Source organism: Streptomyces sp. NPDC059696, from assembly GCF_042733745.1.
Classification (GTDB): domain Bacteria; phylum Actinomycetota; class Actinomycetes; order Streptomycetales; family Streptomycetaceae; genus Streptomyces.
In genome coordinates this window covers 23,127-48,393 of sequence record NZ_JBHWFG010000001.1, presented here as the reverse complement: position 1 = coordinate 48,393, position 25,267 = coordinate 23,127, and the positions used below count along the sequence as shown (strand labels likewise).

The following is a 25,267-nucleotide window of genomic DNA, read 5'->3' as shown; positions in this document are numbered from 1 at the left end:
ACCACTGACAATCACCCCGGGCCGCGTGTTGAACATGTTCAAAAGTAGGTCTAGAGTCATCCCCGACAGCGTTTTGAACGTGTTCAAGAAGGGTGGGGCAATGGACCGCACGGTCATCGCCTACGTCATCTACCTGCTGGTCAGCATCGGCCTGACCGTCTGGGTGGCCCGTACGCTCAGCCGGAACGGCAAGGTCTTCCTCGCCGACGTGCTGCACGGCAACGAGAAGCTCGCCGACGCCGTCAACCACCTTCTGGTGGTCGGCTTCTACCTCGTCAACCTCGGGTTCGTCGCGCTGTACCTGAGCGGCGACGGGACCATCACCGACGCCCGCGGCGTCTTCGAGGCCCTGTCGACCAAGCTCGGTGTGGTGCTGCTGGTCCTCGGCGTGATGCACCTGGCCAACGTCTACGTGCTCAACCGGATCCGCCGCCGGGGCACCATGGAACGCGAGCAGGTGCCGCCGGTGCCGCCGCAGGGCTGGGTCGCCCCGCAGGCGCAGGCCTGAGCGGACAGGGGACGACGGCATGAACGCATCCGCACCGGTCCGGCGCCTCACCGTCCTCTACGACGCCGAGTGCTCCCTGTGCGCGTTCCTGCGCGACTGGCTCCTGCGGCAGCCGAAACTGGTGCCGCTGGAGCCGGTCCCGGCCGGTTCCGAGGAGGCGAGGCGGCGCTTTCCCGGCCTCGACCACGGCGCCACCCTCGACGAGATCACCGTCGTCGGCGACGCCGGGCAGGTCTACCGCGGCCCCGCCGCCTGGGTGGTCACGCTGTGGGCGCTGCGCGAGCACCGGCCGCTCGCCCACCGGCTGAGCACCCCGGCCGGCGCCCGGCTCGCCAAGGGCGCGGTGCTCGCCGCCGCCAGATGGCGCGGCGCGCAGTGGCACCGGGGGCAGGGCGGCGGGGCACGGTGGGGCGGGACGCAGTGGGGCGGCCGGGTCTACCGGCGGGCGGACGGCTGGTCGTACGACCCGGACGGGGGCTGGAGCTACACCGCGCCCGGCTGCGCCGACGGCAGCTGCGCCCCCCGGTAGCCGGACCCCCGCTGACGTTAGGCTCTCTTCCCGTGTCCGCGAAGAACGACGGCCCCGACGACGGCGCCCACCCCAGCAAGTCCGAGCAGACCCGCGCCCTGATCCTGGAAACGGCCATGCGGCTGTTCCAGGAGCGCGGCTACGACAAGACGACGATGCGGGCCATCGCCAAGGAGGCCGGGGTCTCCGTCGGCAACGCGTACTACTACTTCGCGGGCAAGGAGCACCTGATCCAGGGCTTCTACGACCGGATCGCCGCCGAGCACCAGGTGGCGGTCCGGGAGATCCTGGACCGGGAGCGCGACCTGGAGACCCGCCTCGCCGGGGTGCTGCGGGCCTGGCTCGACATCGCCGCGCCGTACCACGAGTTCGCGGTGCAGTTCTTCAAGAACGCCGCCGACCCGGACAGCCCGCTCAGCCCGTTCTCCCCCGAGTCTGAGCACGCGCGCGAGGAGGCCATCAGCGTCCACCGGGAGGTCCTCGCCGGGGCCACGAAGACCAAGGTCCCCGAGGAACTGCGGGACGTCCTGCCCGAGTTGATGTGGCTGTCCCAGATGGGGCTCGTCCTGTACTGGATCTTCGACCGCACCGAGGGGCGCGAGCGCAGCTACCGGCTGGCCGAGCGCGGTGCCCGGCTCACCGCGCGGGGTGTCGCCCTGGCCCGCTTCCGGGTGCTGCGGCCGCTCGTGCGCGAGGTGCACGAGCTGTTCACGGAGTTCCTGCCGGGGATGACGAACGCCGTCCCCGATCCGGCGGCCCGGCGGCGCACCGAGTCCTGAGGGCGGGCCGTCAGAGCGACGCGAGCTCGATGACGGTGATGTCCGAGGGTGCGCCGACGCGGGTGGGCGGGCCCCAGGCGCCGGCACCGCGGGAGACGTAGAGCTGGGTGTCGCCGTAGCGGTCCAGGCCCGCGAGGGTGGGGTTGGCGCCGGACGCGATGAGGTTGCCCGGCCAGAGCTGGCCGCCGTGGGTGTGGCCGGAGAGCTGGAGGTCGACGCCGTGCTCGACGGCGTCGTGGATCTGCACGGGCTGGTGGGCGAGCAGGACGCACGCGCGTGCGGTGTCCCGGTCGCCGAGCGCCTTCGCGAAGTCGGGGCCCTGCCCCTCGCCCTCGCCCGCGACGTCGTTGACCCCGGCCAGGTCGAAGTACGGCATCTCAAGGCGAGCGTTCTCCAGCGGGTGGATGCCCAGGCGGCGGACCTCCTCGACCCACTGCTCGGCGCCGGAGAAGTACTCGTGGTTGCCGGTGACGAAGTAGGACCCGTGACGGGCCCTCAGCCCGGCGAGCGGGGCCGCCGCCGGGCCGAGGTCCTTCACGCTGCCGTCGACCAGGTCGCCGACGACCGCGATCAGGTCGGGCTGGGTGCCGTTGATGGTGTCGACGACCTTCTGCGCGAAGCCGCGCCCCAGGACCGGGCCGAGGTGCACGTCGCTGACGACGGCGATCCGGTAGCCGTGCGCGGCGCGCGGCAGCTTGGCCAGCGGCACGGTGACCCGCTTGACCTTCGGCCCGCGCAGCACGCCGTACGTCCCGTACCCCACGGTCCCGACGGCTGCGGCCGCGGCGGCCCCGGCGACGACCCGGGAGACGAACAGCCGGCGGGACGGGCCGACGGGGGTGGCGGCGCCGGCCGGGTCCGAGGTGGCGCGGGCCGGGTCCGAGGTGGCGCCGGCCGGGTCCGAGGTGGCGGGGGGCTCCGGAGCGCCCTCCGACGGGGTGTCCCCGGCGGGGGCGGGCGCTCCGCCGGTTACGCCGGTCGCGGTCTCGGGGGCGGGCGCTCCGCCGGTTACGCCGGTCGCGGTCTCGGGGGCGGGCGCTCCGCCGGCTTCGCCGGTCGCGGTCTCGGGGGCGGGGACGGGGGCGGCGCCGCTGCCGTTCGGCTGCGGCGCGGTGGCACGGTGGGGCTGCGAAACGGACGTGGGCACGGCGGTGGAGGCGGTGCCGGCAGCGCCGTCGGGCGTCGCGGCACCCGCGCGGACGGGGGTCGCGCCGCCGGCGTTCGCCTGCGGCGCGGTGGCGCCGCCCGGTTGCCGGTCCGTGCCCGTCCGTCTCGCCCGGTGTTCCAGGAAGCGGCGCAGGAGCGGCCGGACGATCTCGCCGGCCAGCACCGCCAGCAGCAGGTATATCGACAGGGCCAGCCACAGGAAGCCCGGCCAGGCGAGGACCTGCTGAAGCCGGAAGGGGGCGCCGGAGCGTTCGGCGACCAGGGCCCCGACCGCCAGCACCCAGCCGCCGGCGATCAGGACCGCGCCCGCGCGGCGGACGAGGCCCGGGCCCCCGGTCGTGTCGCGGAACAGGCGGCGCCACACGTACCAGTTGGCCGTCACGACGACGGCCAGGACCACGATCGCGACGAGCACGAAAACGATGACCACGGTGTCGAGTCTCCCGATCGCCGCTATGACGTCCGGCGCAGTGCGCGCAGACCACGCAACCCGATGGCCCCGATGACCGTCCCCAATACGAAGGAAACGACGGCGAGCAGCAGGTGCACCCAGAAGTAGGCCGTGGGATCACCGTCGTCGAAGGCGAGTCCGCTGCCGTCCGCGACGAGGTTCTTGACGAAAGTGATCCAGATGACCCAGCTCCACACTCCGAAGGCGAGCAGGAACCAGGACACGGGGCGGCTGAGCTTCATGCACCCAGTATCGCCAGGACCTGTCCGGTTCCGTTCGCGGGGTGGGGCCGGAGGCGGGACTTCCCCCCGTACGGCATGTACGTTTCCGACCGTGCACGCTCCGAAGCAGACCGTCAGGCGATCCCTGCTGGTCACCTCCGCCGTCCTGTCGTCCCTCGCCCTGGCCGCGCCCGCCGCCGTCGCCGCCCCGAAGCCCTCGGGCAGCCCGTCGGCGAGCCCCTCGGCCACGCCCCCGGCGTCGATGTCGAGCGTGGGCGGTGCCCGGCTCGGCAAGCCGGGGACGCAGGTGAACCTGGCGAGCGGCGTGCCGGTGCTGCCGAAGGACGTGACCGCCCGCTCCTGGATCGTCGCCGACGCGGAGTCCGGTGACGTCCTGGCCGCGCACAACGCGCACTGGCGCCTCGCCCCGGCGAGCACGCTGAAGATGCTGTTCGCGGACACCCTGCTGCCGAAGTTCCCGAGCGACACCAAGCACAAGGTCGTGCCCGCCGACCTGGCCGGCATCGGCGTGGGCTCCAGCATGGTCGGCATAAAGGAGGAGGAGACGTACACGGTCCACGACCTGTGGCTGGGCGTCTTCCTGCGCTCCGGGAACGACGCCGTGCACGTGCTGTCCGCCATGAACCAGGGCGTCGACAACACCGTCAAGGAGATGAACGAGCACGCCGAGGAACTCCAGGCCCTCGACACGCACGTCGTCAGCCCGGACGGCTACGACGCCGAGGGGCAGGTCTCCTCCGCGTACGACCTGACCCTGTTCGCCCGGTCCGGGATGCAGAAGAAGGACTTCCGCGAGTACGCCTCGACGGTGCGGGCCAAGTTCCCCGGGGAGACCAAGAAGGGCAAGAAGGGCAAGAAGACCCGCGAGTCCTTCGAGATCCAGAACACCAACCGGCTGCTGTCCGGCGACTCGGACGTGCCCGTCTACCAGGGCATCGCGGGCGTCAAGAACGGCAACACCACCAACGCCGGGGCCACCTTCACCGGTGTCGCCGAGCGCGGCGGCAAGGTGCTGCTGGTGACGGTGATGAACCCGGAGAAGCCCGAGCACAACGAGGTCTACAAGGAGACCGCCCGGCTGTTCGACTGGGGCTTCAAGGCGGCCGGGAAGGTGCAGCCGGTGGGTGAGCTGGTGCCGCCGAAGGGCGCGGCCCAGGCCAAGCCCGGGGCGAACCCCTCCGGCGAGGCCGGGGGATCCGGGGACGGCGGCGGCGGTACGGCCGGGACTGGTTCGAAGCCGGCGGCGAGCGCCCCGGCCGCGGACGGCTCCAGCGGCATCGGGACCGCGCTCGGCATCACGGGCGGGGTGCTGGTGGTGCTCGCGGGCGCCGCGTTCCTGGTCAACCGCCGGTGGCCGCTGCCGGATCTGGTGCGCCGCCGCACCCGTCCGTGACCTCGGGGACCTCGTCCGCCTTGCTCTGCGTCGCCGTCCACGCGGCGCAGAACAGCACCAGCTTCGAGGTGAAGTTGATCCACAGCAGCAGCGCGACGGGCACTCCGAACGCGCCGTACATGCTCTTCGCCGCCACGCCCTGCAGATAGCCGCTGAGCAGCAGTTTCAGCAGTTCGAAGCCGATGGCGCCGGTCAGTGCGGCCACGAACAGGCGGTGGCGCGTCGGCTCGACGCCGGGCAGCAGGGTCAGGACGTAGAGCAGCAGCAGGAAGTTGGCCAGCACGGCGATCAGGAACGCGGCGAGGTGCAGCAGGACCCCGCCCCACCCGCCCTCGTCGATGCCGAGTTCCCGGATGATCCAGCCGATCATCGCGGAGGCGACGGCGGAGGCGGCGATGGTGACCAGGAGCGCGCCGCCGAGGCCGATCAGGACGCCCGCGTCCTTGCCGTAGCGCACGACGGGGTTCTCCTCCTCGTCGGGCAGTTCCCACACCGCCCGCAGGCACTCGCGCATCGACCCGGCCCAGCTGACGCCGGTGAAGAACAGCAGGCCGCCCGCGATGAGCCCGATGGTGCCGGCGTTGTCGACCAGGCCGGCGATGTCCAGCTGGTCGGAGATGCCGGGGACCTGTTCGGCGAGCTTGTCCTGAAGTGTGTGCTCCTGCTGCGTGCTGAGGGTGGCGGCGGCGATGGTGGCGGACACCGTCAGCAAGGGGAACAGCGCGACGAAACTGGTGAAGGTCATCGCGGCGGCCAGCCGCGTCCACTTCACGCGGTCGAGCCGCTCGTACGACCGCCACGCGTGGGTGATCATCAGCCGCTCCGCCCACGGCCCGACCACCGGGAGTCTTTTCAGCCAGTCCATGATCCGACTCTGCCCTCCGCCCGGAACACCCATGTACGGGTACCCCAGAACCGCAGGACTGTGGCCAGCGCCATACCGACGACCGCTCCGGAGACGGTGTCCGCGCGCTGCGAGGTGAGGCCGAGGCCGTAGTGGCTCACGGCCAGGCAGAGCAGCTGGACGGCGGCTCCGGCGAGGTTCACCGCGAAGAACACCCCGTACGCCCGCAGGCCGGGTGTGCGGGCGGTGCGGTAGGTGCCGAGGGCGTTGCCCGCGTAGGCGACCGTGCAGGCGGCCAGGAACGACAGGGACTTGGCGGTGATCGGCCCGAGTCCGGCGGGGCCGCGCAGCGTGCTGAACAGGGCGAGGTCGACGGCGTAGGCGAGCATCCCGACGGCGGCGAAGCCGAGCAGCTCCCGGCGGGCCGGGGTGCCGGGGCCTCGCCGCCACGCCCGGTCCCGGGGGGCGGGGGTGCCGGGGGTTCGGCCCGCCCGGGCCTGGCGGATGGGGTCGGCGGGGCCTCGCCGCGTGGGTGTGGTCACCAATTCGCCACGGCCAGGCCGTACATCGCCATCCAGACCACGCCGATGAGGGCGAGGGCGCGGTCGCGCAGCACGACGTCCTCGGGTTCGCCGGCCGTGCCGCGGTCGGCGAAGACGGCGTATCGGAGGACCGCCAGGATGAAGGCCACCATGGACAGTTGGCGCCAGGGCAGCACGCTGGTGTGCGGGACGCCGCCCTCCTCCATGGCCCACAGGCAGTAGCCGAGGACGGCGACACCGGCCGCGAGCTGCCAGACGAAGCGGAGGTAGCCGGTGGTGTACTCGGTGAGCAACGCCCGCGTGGCGCCCGCCTTTCCGGCCATCTGGACGGCTTCCGAGTAGCGCTTGGCCGACACCATGAACAGCGCGCCGAAGCCGGTGGTGATCAGGAACCAGCGGGACAGCGGGATGCCGAGGGCGAGTCCGCCGATCATGGCCCGCATCAGGAAGCCGGTCGTGACGACGGCCAGGTCGACGACGAGGACGTGCTTGAGGCTGACGCAGTAGGCCAGTTGCATCGCGAGGTAGGCGGTCAGCAGGGCGGCGACGGCGGGCCCGCACAGCCAGGCCGCGGCGCAGGGCGCGAGGACGCCGAGGCAGCCGCCGACGGCGTACGCGACGGGTACGGGGACCTGTCCCGCGGCGACGGGACGGTGCCGTTTGACGGGGTGGGCGCGGTCGGCGTCGGCGTCGCGGGCGTCGTTGACGAGGTAGACGGCGGCGGCGCAGGCGGTGAAGAGGACGAAGACCAGGGCGAGTCGGATCAGGGCGTGGCGGGAGAAGAGTTCGCCGGCGGCGGCCGGGGCGGCGGTCACGAGGACGTTCTTGACCCACTGCTTGGGGCGCGCGGTCCTGAGGAGCCCGGCCAGGAGGCCCCCCTTGTGGGGTGGTGCGGGCCGCTCCTCGTGGGTGCGCTGCCGCAGGACGGCCGTCTCAGTCATGGTCGACGCCTCCCCGCATCCAGCGGGCGCCGAGCCGGGCCGTGAGGGCGCCGAGCGCGGCCCCGGCGGCGATGTCCGTGGGGAAGTGGACGCCGGCCACCAGCCGTGAGACGCACACCAGGCCGGCGAGCGGCGGCACCGCGTGGGCGCCCAGGGCGCCGAAGGCGACGGCGGCGGCCGCGGCGGAGGTGGCGTGGGAGCTGGGGAAGGAGTGCCGGCCGGCGGTGCGCACCAGGGGCTCGACGTGCGCGGGGCGCGGCCGGCGCACGACCCGTTTCACCCCCATGCTGACCAGGTGCGCCCCGGCGGTGAGGGCGGTGCCGCGCAGCCAGGCGCCGCGTCGCCCGCCGTCCACGGCGGCTCCGGCGAGCCCCGCCGCGAGCCACAGCGCCGCGTGTTCCCCCGCCCAGGACAGGGCACGGGCGGCGCCGGCGACGCGCGGGTCGGTGCCGCACTCCCTGAGCGCCGTAACGATCCGGTGGTCCATGTCGTGCAGGTCGTCGAGGTCGTCCATGTGGACTCACTGTTCACGCCCATCAGGCCTGAACTCCGGCAATATTGAGCGACATCCCATTAATCACCCATTTCGGGGAGGGATGCCATGTTCCCGAACTGATCGCCCAGACTAGGGCGATACGGTCACGGACATGTCTGCCGACACCGATTACGACCCGGACGTCATGGGCCTGGACCACACCACCGTCACGGGTTGGGGCCGCACCGCCCCCACCGCCGCATGGGTGGTCCGTCCCCGGACGTACGAGGAGGCCGCGGCAGCCGTCCGGGACTGCGGGGCGCGCGGCGGGATCCCCCGGGGCCTGGGGCGGGCGTACGGGGACGCGGCGCAGAACGCGGGCGGTTCCGTGCTCGACATGACGGCCCTGGACCGGGTGCACGCGATCGACGCCGACGGCGGGACCGTGCTGTGCGACGCGGGCGTCTCCCTGCACCGGCTGATGGAGGTGCTGCTGCCGCTCGGCTGGTTCGTGCCGGTCACCCCCGGCACCCGCTACGTCACGGTCGGCGGGGCGATCGGCGCCGACATCCACGGCAAGAACCACCACGTCTCTGGCTCCTTCGCGCGGCACGTGCTCGCGCTCGAACTGCTCACCGCCGACGGCGAGATCCACACGGTGATCCCCGGCACGCCGCTGTTCGACGCGACGGCCGGCGGCATGGGCCTGACCGGGGTGATCCTCACCGCGACGATCCGGCTCCAGCCGGTCGAGACGTCACTGATGTCCGTCGACACCGAGCGGGCGTCGGACCTCGACGACCTGATGGCCCGGCTCGCGGCCACCGACCACCGCTACCGCTACTCGGTCGCCTGGATCGACCTGCTGGCCCGGGGCGCCGCCACCGGGCGCGCGGTCCTCACCCGCGGCGACCACGCGCCCCTGGACGCGCTCCCCGCCCGCCTGCGCCGGGACCCGCTCGCCTTCCGCACCCCCCGGCTCCCGGCGACCCCCGCGATCCTCCCCGAGGGCCTGCTCAGCCGGACGACCGTGGGCCTGTTCAACGAGCTCTGGTACCGCAAGGCCCCGCGCGCCCGGACCGGCCAACTCCAGCGGATCTCCGGCTTCTTCCACCCCCTGGACGGCGTGCCCCACTGGAACCGGGTCTACGGCCGCGGCGGCTTCGTGCAGTACCAGTTCGTCGTCGGCTACGGCCGCGAGGACGCCCTGCGCCGCATCGTGCGCCGCATCTCCGAACGCCGCTGCCCGTCCTTCCTCGCCGTCCTCAAGCGCTTCGGGGAGTCCGACCCGGGCTGGCTGTCCTTCCCGGTGCCGGGCTGGACGCTGGCGCTGGACATCCCGGCGGGCCTGCCCGGCCTCGGCGCGTTCCTCGACGAACTGGACGAGGAGGTCGCCGCCGCGGGCGGACGCGTCTACCTCGCGAAGGACGCCCGGCTGCGCCCGGAGCTGCTCGCGGCCATGTACCCGCGTCTCGACGACTTCCGCGAGCTGCGCGCCCGGCTGGATCCGAGCGGGGTGTTCGTGTCCGACCTGGCCCGCCGCCTCAGTCTCTGAGCCCTCCCCTAGGAGCTGTCATGAAGGACGCCTTCGGCCTCCCCCAGTCCCTGCTCGTCCTCGGCGGTACGTCGGAGATCGCGCTGGCGACCGCCCGCCGGCTGATCGCCCGCCGCACCCGCACGGTCTGGCTGGCGGGCCGCCCCTCCCCCGCCCTGGAGGAGGCCGCCGGGCACTTGCGCGGGCTCGGGGCCGACGTGCACACCGTGGCCTTCGACGCGCTCGACCCGGCCTCCCACGAAGCCGTGCTCGGCAAGGTCTTCGCCGAGGGCGACGTCGACATGGTGCTGCTCGCGTTCGGGCTGCTGGGCGACCAGGCCCGTGACGAGCGCGAGCCCGAAGCGGCGGTGCGGGTGGCGCAGACCAACTACACCGGCGCGGTCTCGGCCGGGCTGGTGTGCGCCCGCTCGCTCCAGTCCCAGGGGCACGGCTCGCTGGTCGTGATGTCGTCGGTGGCGGGTGAGCGGGCCCGCCGGGCGAACTTCATCTACGGCTCCAGCAAGGCCGGCCTGGACGCGTTCGCGCAGGGCCTGGGCGACGCGCTGCACGGCACGGGGGTGCACGTCATGGTCGTGCGCCCGGGCTTCGTGCGGACGCGGATGACCGCCGGGCTGCCCGAGGCACCGCTGGCGACCACGCCGGAGGCGGTCGCGACGGCCGTCGAGCTGGGGCTGCGGCGCCGCACGGAGACGGTGTGGGTGCCCGGGACGCTGCGCGTGGTGATGGCGGCCCTGCGGCACCTCCCCCGCGGGGTGTTCCGCCGCCTGCCGGTCTGACCGGCGGGGCTGGGTGTTCCGCCGCCTGCCGGTCTGACCGGCGGGCCTGGGTGTTCCGCCGCCTGCCGGTCTGACCGGCGGGGGCCTCCGCGGCTGCCGGTCCGTCCGCGAGGTGTTCCGGTGTCCGCCGCGGTTGACCGGCCGGGGCCTCTGCGGCCGCCGTTCGTCGCGCGAGGCGTACCGGCGTCCGCCGCGGTTGACCGGCGGGCGAGTGGTGCGGCGGGTGTCGCTGTCTGACCGGCCGGGGCCATCGCGGCTGCCGGTCCGTCCGCGAGGTGTTCCGGCGGGGGCGGCTCGGCGGTTGGAAGGGTCAGCGGATGGGGACCGAGCCGCGTTCTGTCCGGCCGGTCTGCGGGGGGACCACCGAGCCGCCGAAGGGAAACTCGCGGAGCTTGCGCCAGACGCCGTCGGCGCCCTGCTCGTAGAGGCCGAAGCCGGTGCAGGGCCACTCGGCCTCGTACCCGGCGAGTTCCTCGAAGGCCCGGTCCATGGCCGCCTCGTCGATGCCGTGCGCCACGGTGACGTGCGGGTGGTACGGGAACTGCAGTTCGCGTGCGGCCGGCCCGGCGGGGTCGCGGACCTGCTGCTGGAGCGAGGTGCAGGCCTCCGCGCCCGCGACGACCCGGACGTACACCACCGGCGACAGGGGCCGGAAGGTGCCGGTGCCGGACAGCCGCATGGGGAACGCGCGGCCGGCCGCGGCGACCTCGGCCAGGTGCGCCTCGACCGCCGGCAGGGAGGCCTCGTCGACCTCCGTCGGCGGCAGCAGGGTGACATGTGTGGGGATGCCGTGAGCAGCGGCGTCGCCGAAGCCCGCGCGCAGCTGCTGGAGCTCGCTGCCGTAAGGCTCCGGGACCGCGATCGAGACACCGATCGTTACGGTCCCCACGTCGTCTCCTGTCGTGTCAGTGTGGCCGCTGATACGACCACCCGGTTATCGACTGTACGGCCACGGCCGGGTTACGGGCAGGCGCAACCGGAGTGATGTACAGCGCTGTTCGGTGGTACGGCTGTGCGCGGGGGGCCGGTTCAGTGCTTGGCGGGCAGGAACCCGACCCTGTCGTACGCCTGGGCGAGGGTCTCCGCGGCGACCGCGCGGGCCTTCTCGGCGCCCTTGGCGAGGACCGAGTCGAGCGTCTCGGGGTCGTCCAGGTACTGCTGGGTGCGCTCCCGGAACGGCGTGACGAAGTCGACCATGACCTCGGCGAGGTCCGTCTTGAGGGCGCCGTACATCTTGCCGGTGTACTTCTCCTCCAGCTCGGCGATGCTCTCGCCGGTGAGGGTCGAGTAGATCGTGAGCAGGTTGCTGACGCCCGGCTTGTTCTCGGCGTCGTAGCGGATCACGGTGTCCGTGTCGGTGACGGCGCTCTTGACCTTCTTGGCCGTGGCCTTGGGCTCGTCGAGGAGGTTGATGAGGCCCTTCGGCGTGGACGCCGACTTGCTCATCTTGATCGACGGGTCCTGGAGGTCGTAGATCTTCGCCGTCTCCTTGAGGATGTACGGCTTGGGCAGCGTGAACGTCTCGCCGAAGCGGCCGTTGAAGCGCGTGGCGAGGTCGCGGGTGAGCTCGATGTGCTGGCGCTGGTCCTCGCCGACGGGGACCTCGTTGGCCTGGTAGAGCAGGATGTCCGCGACCTGGAGGATCGGGTACGTGAACAGGCCGACCGAGGCGCGCTCGGCGCCCTGCTTGGCGGACTTGTCCTTGAACTGGGTCATCCGGCCGGCCTCGCCGAAGCCGGTGAGGCAGTTCATGATCCAGGCGAGCTGGGCGTGCTCGGGGACGTGGCTCTGCACGAAGAGCGTGCAGCGGTCCGGGTCGAGACCCGCCGCGAGGAGCTGGGCCGCGGCCAGGCGCGTGTTCGCGCGCAGGTCCTTCGGGTCCTGCGGGACGGTGATCGCGTGCAGGTCGACGACCATGTAGAACGCGTCGTGGGTCTCCTGCAGGGCCACCCACTGGCGGACGGCGCCGAGGTAGTTGCCGAGGTGGAACGAGCCGGCGGTGGGCTGGATCCCGGAGAGCACGCGAGGTCGGTCAGAGGCCATGCTCACCATTCTCTCAGGTCCCGGGGGCCGGTCCGGAACCGGCTGGAAACAGCAGGGCGCCCGTTCGGCTCCGGCGGTGTAACAAGTGGGCCGTGGCGGCAGGGGCCGGGGGGCTCGCGGCCGGTGCCGCCGGCACGCTGCTGATACGCCGCGCGGCGGCCCGGCGGGAAGCCGGACCGCCGCGGGAGGAACCGCGTCAGGTGCTGATCGACCTGGACGAGTGAGAGGCCACCGGCACCGGCCCGCTCCTGGAGGGGTGACGGGCAGCGCGCCGGCCAAGCCCTGGACGGGTCGCGGGCAGCGCGCCGGCCGTGCCCTGGGCGGGTGACGGGCAGCGCGCCGTCCACGGTCCTGGACGGGTCGCGGGCAGCGCGCCGTCCAGGTCCTGGGCGGGTCGTGGGCCGTCGGGGTCAGCCGAGGTCGATCTCCGGGTACAGCGGGAAGCCGGACACGAGGTCGGTGGCGCGCTGGGAGATCTCGTCCGCCACCTTCGCGTCGAGGACGTGGGACGCCTTGGAGGGCGCGCCCGACTTGGTCGTGCCCGGCTCCGTGGTGGTGAGGACGCGGTCGATCAGCCCGGCCACCTCGTCCATCTCCGCCGTGCCGAGACCACGGGTGGTCAGGGCGGGGGTGCCGATGCGGATGCCGGAGGTGTACCAGGCGCCGTTCGGGTCGGCGGGGATGGCGTTGCGGTTGGTGACGATGCCCGAGTCGAGCAGGGCGGCCTCGGCCTGGCGGCCGGTGAGGCCGTAGGAGGTGGCGACGTCGATCAGGTTGAGGTGGTTGTCCGTGCCGCCCGTCACCAGCGTCGCGCCCCGGCGCATCAGGCCCTCGGCCAGCGCGCGGGAGTTGTCGACGATGCGCTGGGCGTAGTCGCGGAAGGACTCCTGGCGGGCCTCGGCGAGGGCCACGGCCTTCGCGGCCATCACGTGCGGGAGCGGGCCGCCGAGGACCATCGGGCAGCCGCGGTCGACCTGGTCCTTCAGCGAGTCGTCGCACAGCACCATGCCGCCGCGGGGGCCGCGCAGCGACTTGTGGGTGGTCGTCGTGACGATCTGGGCGTGCGGGACCGGGTCGAAGTCGCCGGTGAGGACCTTGCCCGCGACCAGGCCGGCGAAGTGCGCCATGTCGACCATGAGCGTCGCGCCGACCTCGTCGGCGATCTCCCGCATGATCCGGAAGTTCACCAGACGGGGGTAAGCCGAGTAGCCCGCGACGATGATCAGCGGCTTGAACTCGCGGGCGGAGGTGCGCAGCGCCTCGTAGTCGATGAGGCCCGTGGCCGGGTCCGTGCCGTAGGAGCGCTGGTCGAACATCTTGCCGGAGATGTTGGGACGGAAGCCGTGGGTGAGGTGGCCGCCGGCGTCCAGGGACATGCCGAGCATGCGCTGGTTGCCGAAGGCGCGGCGCAGCTCGGCCCAGTCGGCCTCGGACAGGTCGTTGACCTGGCGGGCGCCGGCCTTCTCCAGGGCGGGGACCTCGACGCGCTGGGCGAGGACCGACCAGAAGGCGACGAGGTTGGCGTCGATGCCGGAGTGCGGCTGGACGTAGGCGTGGCGGGCGCCGAAGAGCTCCTTGGCGTGCCCGGCGGCGAGGGACTCGACGGTGTCGACGTTGCGGCAGCCGGCGTAGAAGCGGCGGCCGATGGTGCCCTCGGCGTACTTGTCGCTGAACCAGTTGCCCATGGCCAGGAGGGTGGCCGGGGAGGCGTAGTTCTCGGAGGCGATCAGCTTGAGCATCTCGCGCTGGTCGGCGACCTCCTGGCCGATGGCGTCCGCCACGCGGGGTTCCACGGCGCGGATCACGTCGAGGGCGGCGCGGTAGGCGGTGGAAGCGGGGCTGAGCTCTGCTGACATGGGGACCTCCGGACGTTGCGTTCAGCGTTCACGGTACGGCCCAGGCGCACGGCTCTGTCTGCTCGGGCCGCTCCCCGATGGTTGGTCCCATCCCAGCGCGCCAGTCACGGCCCTCGGTCAGCCTACCGGGTGGGGGGCCGGGGGATCATCTGCCGGGTTGCTCTTCGGTGCCGGGTGCGGGTGCGCCGTGGTTGATCGCGCCCACGCGGCGGAGCCGCACATGTCACAGCCCCGCCCCCCTGAGGGGCACGCCCCCGAACCCCGTCTACAAGATCACGTGGGGCAGGAATCTCGCGTACTCGTCCGTGATCAAGCCCGAGGACTCGCGGATGCCCAGGCCCGCCGACTCGTTCTCCACCACCCAGGCTCCCAGGACGACGCGGTTGCCGTCGAAGTCGGGGAGGGGGGCCAGCTGTTGGTAGCAGCAGGGCTCGTCGCGGAGGGTGAGGGCGGAGCCGGGCTCGTGGACGGTGACGCCCGCGCCCTCGCGGCCGAGGAGGGGCTTGGCGACCCAGCCCTCGGAGGCGGACAGGTCCCGGGGGCCGTCCAGGTACGCGGGGAGGAGGTTCGGGTGGTCCGGATACAGCTCCCAGAGGATCGCGAGCAGCGCCTTGTTGCTGAGGAGCATCTTCCAGGCCGGCTCGATCCACAGGGTGGAGCCCGTTCCGCCGCCGTTGTCCAGGGTGGCCAGGACGTGGTCGGCGAAGCGGTCGGTGGTGAGCCATTCCCAGGGGTAGAGCTTGAAGATGCTGCGGATGAAGCGCAGGCGGTTGTCGACGAAGCGGCCGGAGAGGCGGTCCCAGCCGATCTCCTCCATGGCGATCCAGTCGGTCGCCAGGCCCGCCTGCTCGGCGGTCTCCTTGAGGTAGGCGACCGTCATCATGTCCTCGCCGAGCTCGTCGGCGGAGGAGTACGCGAAGTACAGGGGGCTGCCCGGCGGGAGGAGGGCGGCCTGCTTCCTCCAGGCGTCGACGAGGCGCTCGTGGAGGGAGTTCCACTGGTCGGCGCCGGGGAAGCGGTCCTCCATCCAGAACCACTGCGGGGACGCGGCCTCGACCAGCGAGGTGGGCGTGTCCGCGTTGTACTCCAGCAGCTTGGCCGGGCCGGTGCCGTCGTAGCGGAGGTCGAAGCGGCCGTAGACGGAGGGGAGTTCGGCGCGGCGGTGCCAGGCCTCGGCGACCCTGCGGGCCACGCGGGGGTCGGTGATGCCGAGGTCGGCGAAGCGGTCCTCGGCGACGATGTGGCCGGCCGCCGCCAGGCACATGCGGTGCAGGTCCTCGACGACCTCCTCCAGCGCCTCGACCTCCTCCAGGGAGAAGACGTAGTACGCGCTCTCGTCCCAGTAGGGGCGCAGGGAGTCGTCGGGGTAGCGGGTCAGGGGGTAGATCAGGCCCTGTTCCTCGACCGTCTGCTGCCAGCCGGGGCGGGGCTCGGCGGTTCTGCGTTCCATGTGCCGTACCCGCCCGTCAGCCGCCGCCGCTGCCCGAGCCGGAGCAGCCGAAGCCGCCCCGGTCGACGGCCTCGCTGCGGCTGAACGTGCCGTGGTCGGCGTAGCCGCCGCTGACGTCGGCGTCGTAGTACCAGTCGGCGTCGGCGACCCTGGTCTTGCCGGTCTTCTTGCGGCCCTTGCCGGAGGAGGACGTGCCGGACGAGCAGTTCTTGTCGGCGACGATCTTGTAGCCGTTGATGTAGTCGTAGCTGTCCCGGTCCACACAGCGGCGGTCCGGGTCGGAGCCGCAGGCGGACAGGGCCGCCGCGAGGACGCCCATGCCGCCCAGGACCACCGTGCTCGAGCGCAGCCGTCGCCGTGTTTCAGCCATGTGCGTGTCTCCCCGTGTCTCCCTGTCCGTGCACTGACAGACGGTCAGCCTAGAGAGGGGTGCGGACGGGCGCGCATGGCCCCCCGGCCGTGGCCGCTCCCCTACTGTCGTTTTGTGATCTTTGGAATGGTGTGCGCCCTTGGTGCGGCGGTCTGCTTCGGTACGGCGACGGTGTTGCAGGCGATCGCCGCGCGGTCGGCGGCGGCGAGCGGGCCCGGCGGGGACGTGGCGCTGCTGTGGCGGGCGCTGCGGCAGTGGCGGTATCTGGCCGGTCTGGCGCTGGACGGGCTCGGCTTCCTGCTGCAGATCCTGGCGCTGCGGTCGGTGCCGATCTACGCCGTGGGGGCGGCGCTGGCCGCGAGTCTCGCGGTGACGGCGGTGGTGGCGGCGCGGCTGCTCAAGGTGCGGCTGAGCCGCCTCGAGTGGGCGGCGGTGGCGGTGGTGTGCGCCGGGCTCGCGCTGCTGGGGCTGGCGTCGGGGGCGGAGGGCGACGAGTCCGGGCCGGGCTGGCTGCCGTGGGCGATGCTCGGTGCGGCGGCGGGGGTGCTGCTGCTCGGGGTGTTCGGCGGGCGGCTTCCGGAGCGGGGGCGGGCGCTGACACTCGGGCTGGGGGCGGGGCTCGGGTTCGGGGTGGTGGAGGTGTCGGTGCGGCTGATCGACGGCTTCTCGCCCGGGGAGCTGTTCCCGAATCCGGCGACGTACGCGCTGCTGCTCGGTGGCGGGGCGGCGTTCCTGCTGCTGACCACGGCCCTGCAGCGCGGGTCGGTGACCACGGCGACGGCCGGGCTGGTGCTCGGGGAGACCGTGGCGCCCGCGCTGATCGGGGTGGTGTGGCTCGGGGACCGTACGCGGCCGGGGCTGGGGTGGCTGGCGATCGTCGGGTTCGCGGTGGCGGTGGCGGGGGCGCTGGCGTTGTCGCGGTTCGGGGAGGCGCCGGTGGAAGTGGAGGAAAGGGCACCCGCCCGGCCGTGAGGGCAGGCGCATTCCGGCCGCCGAAAAGCGCCCCCAGGGGGCGATTCCGCGAACAGCCGACGGGCCGCGCCGAACCCGGGCCAGGGGTACGGCGCGCCCCCGGCCGGCGCGGCCGGAGGGGGTGCCGGTGTCATTCCGGCAGTACCGCGCAGAGTCCGTCCAGGGCTCCCGACCAGGCGTGGTCCGGCGGGGTGCCGTATCCGACGACCAGGGCGTCGACGGGCTCGGCCCGCGCTCCGGGGTGGGTGTAGCGGGCGAGTCCGTGGAGCGCGAGACCTCGCCAGTGCGCCGCCTGCACCACCGACTGCTCGGTACCCGGCGGCAGCCGCAGCAGGACGTGCAGACCAGCCGCGATGCCGCTGACGCGCGCCTCGGGGGCCCGGGCCGTGACGGCGGCGACCAGGGCGTCCCGCCGGCGCCGGTACCGCAGGCGGGCCGCGCGGACATGACGGTCGTAGGCACCGGACGTGAGGAACTCGGCCAGGGTCAGCTGGTCCGGCGCACCGCACAGGTCGACGCCGCCCTTGGCCGCCGCGACCTCCTGCGCGAGGCCCGGCGGCAGCACCATCCAGGCCAGCCGCAGCCCGGGCGCGAGGGATTTGCTCGCCGTGCCCAGGTAGACCACCCGGTCCGGGTCCAGGCCCTGGAGCGCGCCGACGGGCTGCCGGTCGTAACGGAACTCGCCGTCGTAGTCGTCCTCCAGCACCAGACCGCCGGTGCTGCGCGCCCAGTCCACGACGGCCCTGCGGCGGTCGCGGTGCAGGGGCACGCCCATGGGGAACTGGTGGGCGGGCGTGAGGAGGACCGCGTCCGCTCCGGACAGCTCCCCCGGGTCGGTGCCGAGCCGGTCGAACGGCAGCGGGGCGGTGGCCAGACCGGAGCCGGACAGAATTCTGGTGTGCACGTCGAGGCCGTACGACTCGACCCCGACCGTTCGCGCCCCGCGCGCCCGCAGGACGCCGGCGAGCAGCTTCAGGCCGTGCGCGAACCCGGCGCACACCACGATCCGGTCGGGGTCGGCGCGCACACCCCGGGCCCGGGAGAGGTACCCGGCGAGCGCGGCCCGCAGCTCCGGTCGGCCGTACGGGTCGCCGTAGTCGAGGGCCTGGTACGGGGCGGTGGTGAGGGCGCGGCGGGCGGCCTTCAGCCATTCCGTCCGCGGGAAGGACGCGAGGTCGGGGCTGCCGGGACGCAGGTCGTAGGCCGGGCGGCCGGGAGCGCGGGGGTGCGGGGCGGTGCCGGCGGGCGGGACGACCCGCCGCTCGGCGACCCGGGTCCCCGAGCCCTGCCGGGCGGTGAGCCAGCCCTCGGCGACCAGGTCGGCGTAGGCGTCGGCGACGGTGTTGCGGGCGATGCCCAGGTCGGCGGCGAGGGCCCGGGAGGACGGCAGCCGGGTGCCGGGGGCCAGCCGGCCGGAGCGCACGGCCTCGCGCAGGGCATCGGTCAGCCCCCGGCGCAGGCCCGGCCCGGTCGGCTCGACATGCAGGTCCAGCCCCAGAGTGGCCCAGGATTCCGCCATGGAAATGGACCATACTCCTGGGCTGCTTCCTCCCTAGGGTCGAGGTCATGACGACGCACACCGACGAAACGACGGCCCCGGACAGCGTGGCGTACGCCCCCGAACGGCCCGCCCGTCTGGAGTGGGCCAAGCACGTGCCCGAGGTCTACAAGGCCATGGTCCGGCTCGACGTGGCGGCCCGGCAGGGCCTGGACCCCAAGCTGCTGGAGCTGGTGAAGATCCGCGCCTCGCAGATCAACGGCTGCGCGTTCTGCCTCGACATGCACAGCAAGGACGCCCTCGCCGCCGGGGAGAGCGTCGAGCGGATCATCGAGCTGGGAGCGTGGGAGGAGTCGCGGCACTTCTACACCGCGAAGGAGCTCGCCGCGCTGGAGCTGACGGAGGCGGTGACGGTCCTGACGGACGGTTTCGTGCCGGACGAGGTCTACGACAACGCGGCCAAGCACTTCGAGGAGGCCGAGCTGGCGCAGGTCATCGCCGCGATCACGGTGATCAACGCCTGGAACCGGTTCGGGGTGACCTGCCGCATGGCGCCGGGTCACTACGAGCCGGGCCAGTACACGTGACGACCGGCGATCGGGAGGGCCCGCCGATGAGCAAGGCCGAGACATTCCGCGCCCTGCACCACCACCGGGTGCCCGGGGATCCGCTGGTGCTGCCCGGGCCGTGGGACGCGGCCAGTGCGCGAGTGTTCGCCGACGCGGGCTTCCCGGCGCTCGCCACGCCCAGCGCCGGGGTCGCAGCCTCCCTCGGGTACGAGGACGGGCAGGTCCCGGCCGACGAGATGTTCGCGGCGGTCGCCCGGATCGTCCGGGCCGTCGACGTGCCCGTGTCGGCGGACGTGGAGGGAGGCTACGGGCTCGCCCCGAAGGAGCTCGTGGAGCGGCTGCTGGAGGTGGGGGCGGTCGGATGCAACCTGGAGGACTCCGCGGACGGGGTGCTGAAGGATCCCCACGCGCACGCCGCCTGGCTGGCCGAGGTGCGGGAGGCGGCCGGTGACCGGCTGTTCGTCAACGCCCGCATCGACACCTTCGTCCGCGGGGTGGACGACCCGGGCGCGGCCATCGAACGGGCGGCGCTGTACGTGGCGGCCGGGGCCGACTGCGTGTATCCGATCGGGGCCCCGCCGGAGGTGCTGCCCCTGCTGCGGGCCGGCATCCAGGGGCCGGTCAACGCGTGGGCCCCTGCCGACGGTGGCCCCTCGCCCGCCGAACTCGGCGCGCGAGGGGCCACCCGGATCACCTTCGGGCCGGGGCTCCAGCGGCAGGCCGCGCGGGCCCTGCGAGAGATCGCCGACCGGCTGGCGTAGGAGCCGTCAGGACAGCCACTTCCTCCACGTGGACTCGTGGCTGTCCACCCACCTCTTCGCCGCGTCCTCCGGCGTCATCTTCTTGTCGGCGATCATCAGGGAGACCTCGTTCTGGTCCTCGGTCGTCCACTTGAACTTCTTCAGGAACGCCGCCGCCTTGCCGCCCTTCTTCGCGAAGTCCGCGTTGAGGTACTTCTGCAGCGGAGTGTGCGGATAGGCGCAGGCGACCTTCTCCGGGTCGGCGTCGCAGCCCTCCTTGTACGGCGGCAGCTTCACCTCGGTCATCGGGACCTTCTTGAAGAGCCACTGCGGGGAGTACCAGTAGGTGAGGAAGGGCTTCTTCTCCTTGGCGAACTGCTTCATCTGCGTGATCTGCGCCGCCTCGGACCCGGCGAACACCACCTGGTAGTCCAGCTTCAGATTCTTCACCAGCGCCTTGTCGTTGGTGACGTAGGACGGTGAACCGTCCATCAGCTGGCCCTTGTTGCCGCTCTCCGGAGTGCGGAAGAGGTCGGCGTACTTGTTGAGGTTCTTCCAGTTCGTGATGTCCGGGTGCTGCTTGGCGAGGTACGTCGGGACGAACCAGCCGATGTGGCCGGTGACGCCGAGTCCGCCGCCGGGCGCGATCGTCTTCTTGTCCTTGACGTAGCGCTGTTCCTGCTCGGGGTGGCCCCAGTCCTCCAGGAGCGCGTCGACGCGGCCCTGGCTGAGGGCGTCCCAGGCGGGCACCTCGTCGACCTGGACGGTGTCGACGCGGTAGCCGAGCTCGTGCTCCAGGAGGTACTGGGCGACGGCCACGTTGGACTGGGCGCCCACCCAGGACTGCACGGACAGGGTCACCGTCTTCGATCCCTGCGCGTTGGCGAAGGGCGACGCCTGCTTGGTCATGTCGGCCGCGCCGCAGCCGGTGAGCAACGCCAGGGAGCTCACCGCGGCGACCGCGGCAGTGGTACGGACGCGCATGTCACGCTCCCTTCTTCGCACGGCGTTCGGTGGGCTGGGTCACCCGGTCGAGCATCAGGCCGAGGCAGACGATCGCCGCGCCGGCCACCAGACCGGTCGCCAGGTCGCCCTGGGCGAGGCCGAAGACGACGTCGTAGCCGAGGGCGCCACCGCCGACCAGGCCGCCGATGACGACGACGGCGAGGACCAGCACGAGGCCCTGGTTGACGGCGAGCAGCAGCGAGCGGCGGGCCAGCGGGAGCTGCACCTGGCGCAGCTGCTGCCAGCTGGTCGCGCCCAGCGAGCCGGACGCCTCCAGCGCGGCCGGGTCGACCTGGCGCAGGCCCTGGGTGGTGATGCGGACGACGGCCGGCAGCGCGTAGACGATCGCGGCGGCGACGGCCGGGGCGCGGCCGACGCCGAACAGGGCGACGACCGGGATCAGGTACACGAACTGCGGCATCGTCTGGAAGACGTCGAGGACCGGGCGCAGCGCCCGCTCCAGCCGGTCGCTGCGGGCCGCGGCGATCCCCACGGCGAAGCCGACGACGAGGGTGACGGCGACGGCCGCCAGGACCTGGGAGAGGGTGTCCAGGGACGGCTTCCACACGCCGAGGACGCCGATGGCGGCCATGGCGAGGACGGCGGTGAGCGCGGTGCGCCAGGTGCCGATGACCCAGGCCAGGGCGGCGACGATCAGCAGGACGCCCCACCAGGGCAGCGCCTGCAGGCCGTCGCGCATCGGGTCGAGGACCCAGGTGGTGAAGTGGCCCGCCCAGTCGGCGGTGCCGCCGACGACGGGGACGCCCGAGTACAGGTGCGCGGTCATCCAGTCCACGGCCCGGTTGACGGGCTCGGCGATGCCGACGACCCAGGAGTCGGGCCAGTCGAGGCGGCCCGCGAGCCGCCCGGCGACCGCCACGGCGACGGCACCGGCGAGGGCGTAGAGCCAGCCGCGTCCGCTGTGCGGTGCGGGTTCGGCGCCGAGCTTCTCCCCCGCCGCGCCGGTGACGCGGTCCAGGACGACGGCCAGCAGCACGATCGGGATGCCGGCGGCGAGCGCGGCGCCGACGTCGACCGAGGCCAGGGCCTGGTAGACGCGGTCACCGAGACCGCCCGCGCCGATGACGGCCGCGATGACGGCCATGGACAGCGCCATCATGATCGTCTGGTTGAGGCCGAGGAGGAGTTCCTTGCGGGCCAGCGGGAGCCGGGCCGTCAGCAGGCGCTGGCGTGCCGTGGAGCCGAGCGACTCGACGGCCTCCAGCACCCCCTTGTCGGCGCCGCGCAGGCCGAGCGAGGTCAGGCGGGCCATGGGCGGGGCGGCGTAGATGACGGTGGCCAGGACGGCCGCCGGGACGCCGATGCCGAAGACCAGGACGACCGGCAGCAGATAGGCGAAGGCGGGCAGCACCTGCATGGTGTCCAGGACCGGGCGCAGCATGCGGTCCATCCGGTCGGACAGCCCGGCGGCGAGCCCGAGCAGCGCGCCGACGACGACCGATGCGAGGACCGCGACGACCATCAGGGCGAGCGTCTGCATGGTGGGCACCCACATGCCGAGCAGGCCGCAGGCGAGGAACGCGGCTGCCGTGCCGAGCGCCAGCTTCACGCCCGCCACGCGCCAGGCCACCAGCGCGCCGATGGCCGTGACGCCGGCCCAGCCGACGGCCAGGAGGGTGAGGTAGACAGCCCGTACGGCGATGACGACGACATTGCTGACGTGGCCGAAGAAGTAGAGGAACAGCGGGTGGCTGTCGCGGTTGTCGATGATCCAGTCACTGGCCTTGGCGAGCGGCTCGGAGAAGTCGACGGTCAGCGCGCTCGGCCAGGTGCCGCTGGCCCAGCGGGCGTTGGCCAGGGGCACGAGGATCGCGGCGGCGACGGCGAGCAGCAGCAGCTTGTGGACGGCCCGGTGCTTGAGGAGGCCGGGCAGCCCGACGCGGGGCGGATTCGCGGTGATCGTGGCCATCACACCGCCTCCTCGGGCTGCCGTGTCCCGGGCGGAGCGGGCTGCTCCGTCCCGGCGACGACGCCGAGGAGCGTGTCGGAGTCGACCACGCCCACGCAGCGGCCCTGGTCCACGACCCGGGCCGGGGCGCCGGCGCGGGCGACCGCCTCGATGGCTTGGGACACCGTCGCGTCGGGGCGTATCGCCGGTCCGCCGCCGTCCTGGTCCGCCGCGGGGCTGCGCATGGCGGTGCGGACGGTCATGACCTGCTCGCGCGGGACGTCCCGGACGAACTCGCGGACGTAGTCGTCGGCGGGCGAACCGACGATCTCCTCGGGCGTGCCGAGCTGCACGACCCGGCCGTCGCGCATCAGGGCGATGCGGTCGCCCAGCTTGAGGGCCTCCTGGAGGTCGTGGGTGATGAAGACCATCGTGCGGCCCTCCTCGCGGTGCAGCCGGACGACCTCGTCCTGCATCTCACGCCGGATGAGCGGGTCGAGGGCGCTGAACGGCTCGTCGAAGAGCAGCACTTCGGGGTCGACGGCGAGGGCGCGGGCGAGGCCCACGCGCTGCTGCTGACCACCGGAGAGCTGGCCGGGGCGGCGGTGCTCCATGCCGTCCAGACCGACCTTGGCGACGACCTCGGCGGCCCGCTCGCGCCGCTCGGCCTTGCCCATGCCCTGGATCTCCAGGCCGTAGGCGACGTTGTCGAGGACCGTGCGGTGCGGCAGCAGGCCGAAGTGCTGGAAGACCATGGCGGCGCGGTGGCGGCGCAGTTCACGCAGCCGGGAGCGGTCCATGGCGCGGACGTCCTCGCCGTCGATGGCGATGGTGCCGGCGGTCGGCTCGATCAGCCGGGTCAGACAGCGCACCAGCGTGGACTTGCCGGAGCCGGACAGACCCATGACGACGAAGACCTCGCCCTTGCGCACGTCGAAGGTGACGTCGCGGACGGCGGCCGTGCAGCCGGTGCGGGAGCGCAGCTCGGCCGGGTCGAGGGCGGTGAGCTCGGGGTCGCCGGGAACGCGGTCGGCCTTGGGGCCGAACACCTTCCACAGGCCCTCCACCGAGAAGACGGGTGCGGTGTCCATGGTCTGCTCCGTGGGGGGTTCGAGGGTCGCGGTCATCGGGAACCACCACCGATCAGCTCGGCGGCCTTCTCACCGACCATGAGGACTCCGATCATCGGGTTGACGGTGGTCATCGTGGGGAACACGGAGGCGTCCGCGATGCGGATGCCCTCCAGGCCGCGGACGCGCAACTCGGGGTCGACGACGGCCTGCTGGTCGTCGGCGGCGCCCATCCTGCAGGTCCCGGCGGGGTGGTAGACGGTGTGCGCGACCTTGCGCGCGTACTCGCTGAGCTCCTCGTCGCCGGTGACGTCCGGGCCGGGGGCCACCTCGCGCTTGAGCCAGCCGGCCAGCGGCTCGGTCTTGGCGATCTCGCGGGCGATCCTGATGCCGTCGACGAGGGTCCTGCCGTCGTAGTCGTCCTCGTCGGTGAAGTAGCGGAAGTCCAGCGCGGGCTTGACCTCGGGGTCGGCGCTGGTCAGGTAGAGCCGGCCGCGGCTCTTGGGCTTCGGGATGTTCGGGGTCATGGAGACGCCGAACTCCGGCCGCTGGTAGCCCAGTCGCTCCGGGTTGTCCGTGAAGGGGATCTGGTAGAAGTGGAACATCAGGTCCGGGTGCGCCAGTTCGGGGTCGCGGCGCACGAACAGGCCCGCGTCGGAGTCCATCGCGGAGTTCTCCGGGATGGGGCCGTTCGTCTCCCAGACGATGACCGACTCGGGGTGGTCGAGCAGGTTCTCGCCGACGCCCGGCAGGTCGTGGGTGACGGGGATGCCGAGCTTCTCCAGGTCGGCCTTGGGGCCGATGCCGGAGTGCATCAGCAGCCGGGGCGAGTCGACGGCGCCGGCGCACAGCAGGACCTCGCTCCGGGCCTTGACGAGGATCTCCTCGCCGTCCTTGGTGCGCACGTGCACGCCCTCGGCACGGTTGCCGTCCAGCTGGAGCTTGTACGCCCAGGTCTCCAGCATGATCGTCAGGTTGGGACGCTCGTCCATCACGGGGTGCAGGTAGGCCACCGACGCCGAGGACCGCTTGTTGTTCTCGGGGTGGTAGGCGAGGTCGAAGAACCCGACGCCCTCGGTGAACGGCTTCTGGTTGAAGCCCTCCACGCGCGGTACGCCCAGCGCCTCCTGGGCCGCGTCGACGAAGTCGCGGGCGATGGCGTTCCGGTCCTTCTCGTCGACCGGGACGATGTTGTTGTTGAGCCGGGCGAAGTACGCCTCCATCTGCACCGCGCCCCAGCCCTTGGCACCTGCGGCCTCCCACTCGTCCCAGTCGGCGGGCAGCGGCTTGAAGGCGATCAGGGTGTTGTGCGAGGAGCAGCCGCCCAGGACGCGGGCCCGGCTGTGCCGGATATGCGAGTTTCCGCGTGGCTGTTCGGTGGTGGGGTAGTCGTAGTCGAGTTCGCCGCCGAGCAGACCCATCCAGCGGCGCAGGGTCAGTACGTCGTCACGGCCGACGTCGCTGGGGCCGCCCTCGATGACGGCGACGGTGACGTCCGGGTTCTCGGTCAGGCGGGAGGCGATCACGGAACCAGCGGTTCCGCCGCCTATCACGACATAGTCGTACTCATGGGTGTGGGACAT

At 72.7% G+C, this 25,267-nt stretch carries 26 protein-coding genes and 1 riboswitch; of the genes, 10 read left to right on the top strand and 16 right to left on the bottom strand.

What is annotated here, in order from left to right; translation table 11 throughout:
• Nucleotides 1-100 precede the first annotated feature (100 nt).
• The 3 genes from ACFV20_RS00220 to ACFV20_RS00210 are packed head-to-tail and all read left to right on the top strand — an operon-like array spanning nucleotide 101 to nucleotide 1,816.
• Nucleotides 101-508 (top strand): hypothetical protein, encoded by a 408-nt coding sequence (locus ACFV20_RS00220; RefSeq protein WP_385650561.1) that lies wholly within the window; start codon nucleotides 101-103, stop codon nucleotides 506-508.
• 19 nt (nucleotides 509-527) lie between these two features.
• Nucleotides 528-1,037 (top strand): thiol-disulfide oxidoreductase DCC family protein, encoded by a 510-nt coding sequence (locus ACFV20_RS00215; RefSeq protein WP_385650558.1) that lies wholly within the window; start codon nucleotides 528-530, stop codon nucleotides 1,035-1,037.
• Nucleotides 1,038-1,069: 32 nt separating this feature from the next.
• Nucleotides 1,070-1,816 (top strand): TetR/AcrR family transcriptional regulator, encoded by a 747-nt coding sequence (locus tag ACFV20_RS00210; RefSeq protein WP_385650556.1) that lies wholly within the window; start codon nucleotides 1,070-1,072, stop codon nucleotides 1,814-1,816.
• A gap of 10 nt (nucleotides 1,817-1,826) precedes the next feature.
• Here the strand turns inward: ACFV20_RS00210 and ACFV20_RS00205 are convergent, their stop codons facing one another.
• Together ACFV20_RS00205 and ACFV20_RS00200 are read right to left on the bottom strand one after the other, a co-directional pair.
• Nucleotides 1,827-3,413, bottom strand: coding sequence for a metallophosphoesterase (locus ACFV20_RS00205; protein ID WP_385650555.1), 1,587 nt, complete (start codon nucleotides 3,411-3,413; stop codon nucleotides 1,827-1,829).
• A gap of 23 nt (nucleotides 3,414-3,436) precedes the next feature.
• Nucleotides 3,437-3,676 carry an SCO4848 family membrane protein gene (locus ACFV20_RS00200; protein WP_385650552.1) on the bottom strand — a complete coding sequence of 80 codons (240 nt, stop codon included), beginning with the start codon at nucleotides 3,674-3,676 and terminating at the stop codon, nucleotides 3,437-3,439.
• A 91-nt stretch (nucleotides 3,677-3,767) separates the two neighbouring features.
• Between ACFV20_RS00200 and ACFV20_RS00195 the strand changes: the two genes are divergently transcribed.
• Nucleotides 3,768-5,069 carry a D-alanyl-D-alanine carboxypeptidase family protein gene (locus tag ACFV20_RS00195; protein ID WP_385650551.1) on the top strand — a complete coding sequence of 434 codons (1,302 nt, stop codon included), beginning with the start codon at nucleotides 3,768-3,770 and terminating at the stop codon, nucleotides 5,067-5,069.
• Here the strand turns inward: ACFV20_RS00195 and ACFV20_RS00190 are convergent.
• The 4 genes from ACFV20_RS00190 to ACFV20_RS00175 form a co-directional block, all read right to left on the bottom strand.
• Entirely contained in the window at nucleotides 5,017-5,934 is a 918-nt protein-coding gene (locus ACFV20_RS00190; protein WP_385650549.1) for a YihY/virulence factor BrkB family protein, read from the bottom strand. The genes ACFV20_RS00195 and ACFV20_RS00190 overlap by 53 nt on opposite strands.
• Nucleotides 5,922-6,326: a GtrA family protein gene (locus ACFV20_RS00185; RefSeq protein ID WP_385651238.1), complete on the bottom strand. Its 405-nt coding sequence runs from the start codon at nucleotides 6,324-6,326 to the stop codon at nucleotides 5,922-5,924. Before ACFV20_RS00185 ends, ACFV20_RS00190 begins: the two co-directional genes overlap by 13 nt.
• A 125-nt stretch (nucleotides 6,327-6,451) precedes the next feature.
• A complete protein-coding gene (locus tag ACFV20_RS00180) occupies nucleotides 6,452-7,396 on the bottom strand; it encodes a decaprenyl-phosphate phosphoribosyltransferase (protein WP_385650546.1) in 945 nt (314 codons plus the stop codon).
• Nucleotides 7,389-7,910, bottom strand: a complete 522-nt coding sequence (locus ACFV20_RS00175) for a phosphatase PAP2 family protein (RefSeq protein WP_385650544.1) — start codon at nucleotides 7,908-7,910, stop codon at nucleotides 7,389-7,391. The genes ACFV20_RS00180 and ACFV20_RS00175 overlap by 8 nt, the downstream gene beginning before the upstream one ends.
• A gap of 133 nt (nucleotides 7,911-8,043) precedes the next feature.
• Here ACFV20_RS00175 and ACFV20_RS00170 point away from each other — a divergent pair, with 133 nt between their 5' ends.
• The gene (locus ACFV20_RS00170; RefSeq protein WP_385650542.1) at nucleotides 8,044-9,426 is read left to right on the top strand and encodes an FAD-binding protein; all 1,383 of its coding nucleotides are present in this window, start codon (nucleotides 8,044-8,046) and stop codon (nucleotides 9,424-9,426) included.
• Between the two features lie 20 nt (nucleotides 9,427-9,446).
• On the top strand, nucleotides 9,447-10,202 hold the full coding sequence (locus ACFV20_RS00165; RefSeq protein ID WP_385650540.1) for a decaprenylphospho-beta-D-erythro-pentofuranosid-2-ulose 2-reductase: 756 nt from the start codon (nucleotides 9,447-9,449) through the stop codon (nucleotides 10,200-10,202).
• Between the two features lie 310 nt (nucleotides 10,203-10,512).
• Here ACFV20_RS00165 and ACFV20_RS00160 read toward each other — a convergent pair whose 3' ends face one another.
• Complete coding sequence (locus ACFV20_RS00160) at nucleotides 10,513-11,091, bottom strand: 2'-5' RNA ligase family protein (protein ID WP_385650538.1); 579 nt, start codon at nucleotides 11,089-11,091, stop codon at nucleotides 10,513-10,515.
• Between the two features lie 140 nt (nucleotides 11,092-11,231).
• A complete protein-coding gene (gene trpS / locus ACFV20_RS00155) occupies nucleotides 11,232-12,245 on the bottom strand; it encodes a tryptophan--tRNA ligase (RefSeq protein ID WP_385650536.1) in 1,014 nt (337 codons plus the stop codon).
• Nucleotides 12,246-12,337: 92 nt separating this feature from the next.
• Between trpS and ACFV20_RS00150 the strand changes: the two genes are divergently transcribed.
• A complete protein-coding gene (locus tag ACFV20_RS00150; RefSeq protein WP_385650534.1) occupies nucleotides 12,338-12,469 on the top strand; it encodes a hypothetical protein in 132 nt (43 codons plus the stop codon).
• A 186-nt stretch (nucleotides 12,470-12,655) separates the two neighbouring features.
• Here ACFV20_RS00150 and ACFV20_RS00145 read toward each other — a convergent pair whose 3' ends face one another.
• From ACFV20_RS00145 to ACFV20_RS00135, 3 genes are all read right to left on the bottom strand, one after another.
• On the bottom strand, nucleotides 12,656-14,101 hold the full coding sequence (locus ACFV20_RS00145) for a glycine hydroxymethyltransferase (RefSeq protein ID WP_385650532.1): 1,446 nt from the start codon (nucleotides 14,099-14,101) through the stop codon (nucleotides 12,656-12,658).
• 31 nt (nucleotides 14,102-14,132) lie between these two features.
• Nucleotides 14,133-14,219: riboswitch (ZMP/ZTP riboswitch) on the bottom strand.
• Between the two features lie 147 nt (nucleotides 14,220-14,366).
• Nucleotides 14,367-15,551: a glutathionylspermidine synthase family protein gene (locus ACFV20_RS00140; RefSeq protein ID WP_385650531.1), complete on the bottom strand. Its 1,185-nt coding sequence runs from the start codon at nucleotides 15,549-15,551 to the stop codon at nucleotides 14,367-14,369.
• Nucleotides 15,552-15,567: 16 nt separating this feature from the next.
• Entirely contained in the window at nucleotides 15,568-15,921 is a 354-nt protein-coding gene (locus tag ACFV20_RS00135) for a hypothetical protein (RefSeq protein WP_385650529.1), read from the bottom strand.
• A 126-nt stretch (nucleotides 15,922-16,047) separates the two neighbouring features.
• Here ACFV20_RS00135 and ACFV20_RS00130 point away from each other — a divergent pair, with 126 nt between their 5' ends.
• Nucleotides 16,048-16,893, top strand: a complete 846-nt coding sequence (locus tag ACFV20_RS00130; protein ID WP_385651235.1) for a hypothetical protein — start codon at nucleotides 16,048-16,050, stop codon at nucleotides 16,891-16,893.
• Nucleotides 16,894-17,023: 130 nt separating this feature from the next.
• Here the strand turns inward: ACFV20_RS00130 and ACFV20_RS00125 are convergent, their stop codons facing one another.
• Entirely contained in the window at nucleotides 17,024-18,412 is a 1,389-nt protein-coding gene (locus tag ACFV20_RS00125; protein WP_385650526.1) for a PLP-dependent aminotransferase family protein, read from the bottom strand.
• A gap of 47 nt (nucleotides 18,413-18,459) precedes the next feature.
• Here ACFV20_RS00125 and ACFV20_RS00120 point away from each other — a divergent pair, with 47 nt between their 5' ends.
• Both ACFV20_RS00120 and ACFV20_RS00115 read left to right on the top strand, forming a co-directional pair.
• Nucleotides 18,460-18,978, top strand: a complete 519-nt coding sequence (locus ACFV20_RS00120) for a carboxymuconolactone decarboxylase family protein (RefSeq protein WP_385650524.1) — start codon at nucleotides 18,460-18,462, stop codon at nucleotides 18,976-18,978.
• Nucleotides 18,979-19,004: 26 nt separating this feature from the next.
• Nucleotides 19,005-19,721: an isocitrate lyase/phosphoenolpyruvate mutase family protein gene (locus ACFV20_RS00115; RefSeq protein WP_385650522.1), complete on the top strand. Its 717-nt coding sequence runs from the start codon at nucleotides 19,005-19,007 to the stop codon at nucleotides 19,719-19,721.
• Between the two features lie 6 nt (nucleotides 19,722-19,727).
• Here ACFV20_RS00115 and ACFV20_RS00110 read toward each other — a convergent pair whose 3' ends face one another.
• The 4 genes from ACFV20_RS00110 to ACFV20_RS00095 are packed head-to-tail and all read right to left on the bottom strand — an operon-like array spanning nucleotide 19,728 to nucleotide 25,267.
• The gene (locus tag ACFV20_RS00110; protein ID WP_385650519.1) at nucleotides 19,728-20,684 is read right to left on the bottom strand and encodes an ABC transporter substrate-binding protein; all 957 of its coding nucleotides are present in this window, start codon (nucleotides 20,682-20,684) and stop codon (nucleotides 19,728-19,730) included.
• 1 nt (nucleotide 20,685) lies between these two features.
• On the bottom strand, nucleotides 20,686-22,635 hold the full coding sequence (locus tag ACFV20_RS00105) for an ABC transporter permease (protein WP_385650518.1): 1,950 nt from the start codon (nucleotides 22,633-22,635) through the stop codon (nucleotides 20,686-20,688).
• Nucleotides 22,635-23,741 carry a glycine betaine/L-proline ABC transporter ATP-binding protein gene (locus ACFV20_RS00100; protein WP_385650515.1) on the bottom strand — a complete coding sequence of 369 codons (1,107 nt, stop codon included), beginning with the start codon at nucleotides 23,739-23,741 and terminating at the stop codon, nucleotides 22,635-22,637. Before ACFV20_RS00100 ends, ACFV20_RS00105 begins: the two co-directional genes overlap by 1 nt.
• Entirely contained in the window at nucleotides 23,738-25,267 is a 1,530-nt protein-coding gene (locus ACFV20_RS00095; protein ID WP_385650513.1) for a GMC family oxidoreductase, read from the bottom strand. The genes ACFV20_RS00100 and ACFV20_RS00095 overlap by 4 nt, the downstream gene beginning before the upstream one ends.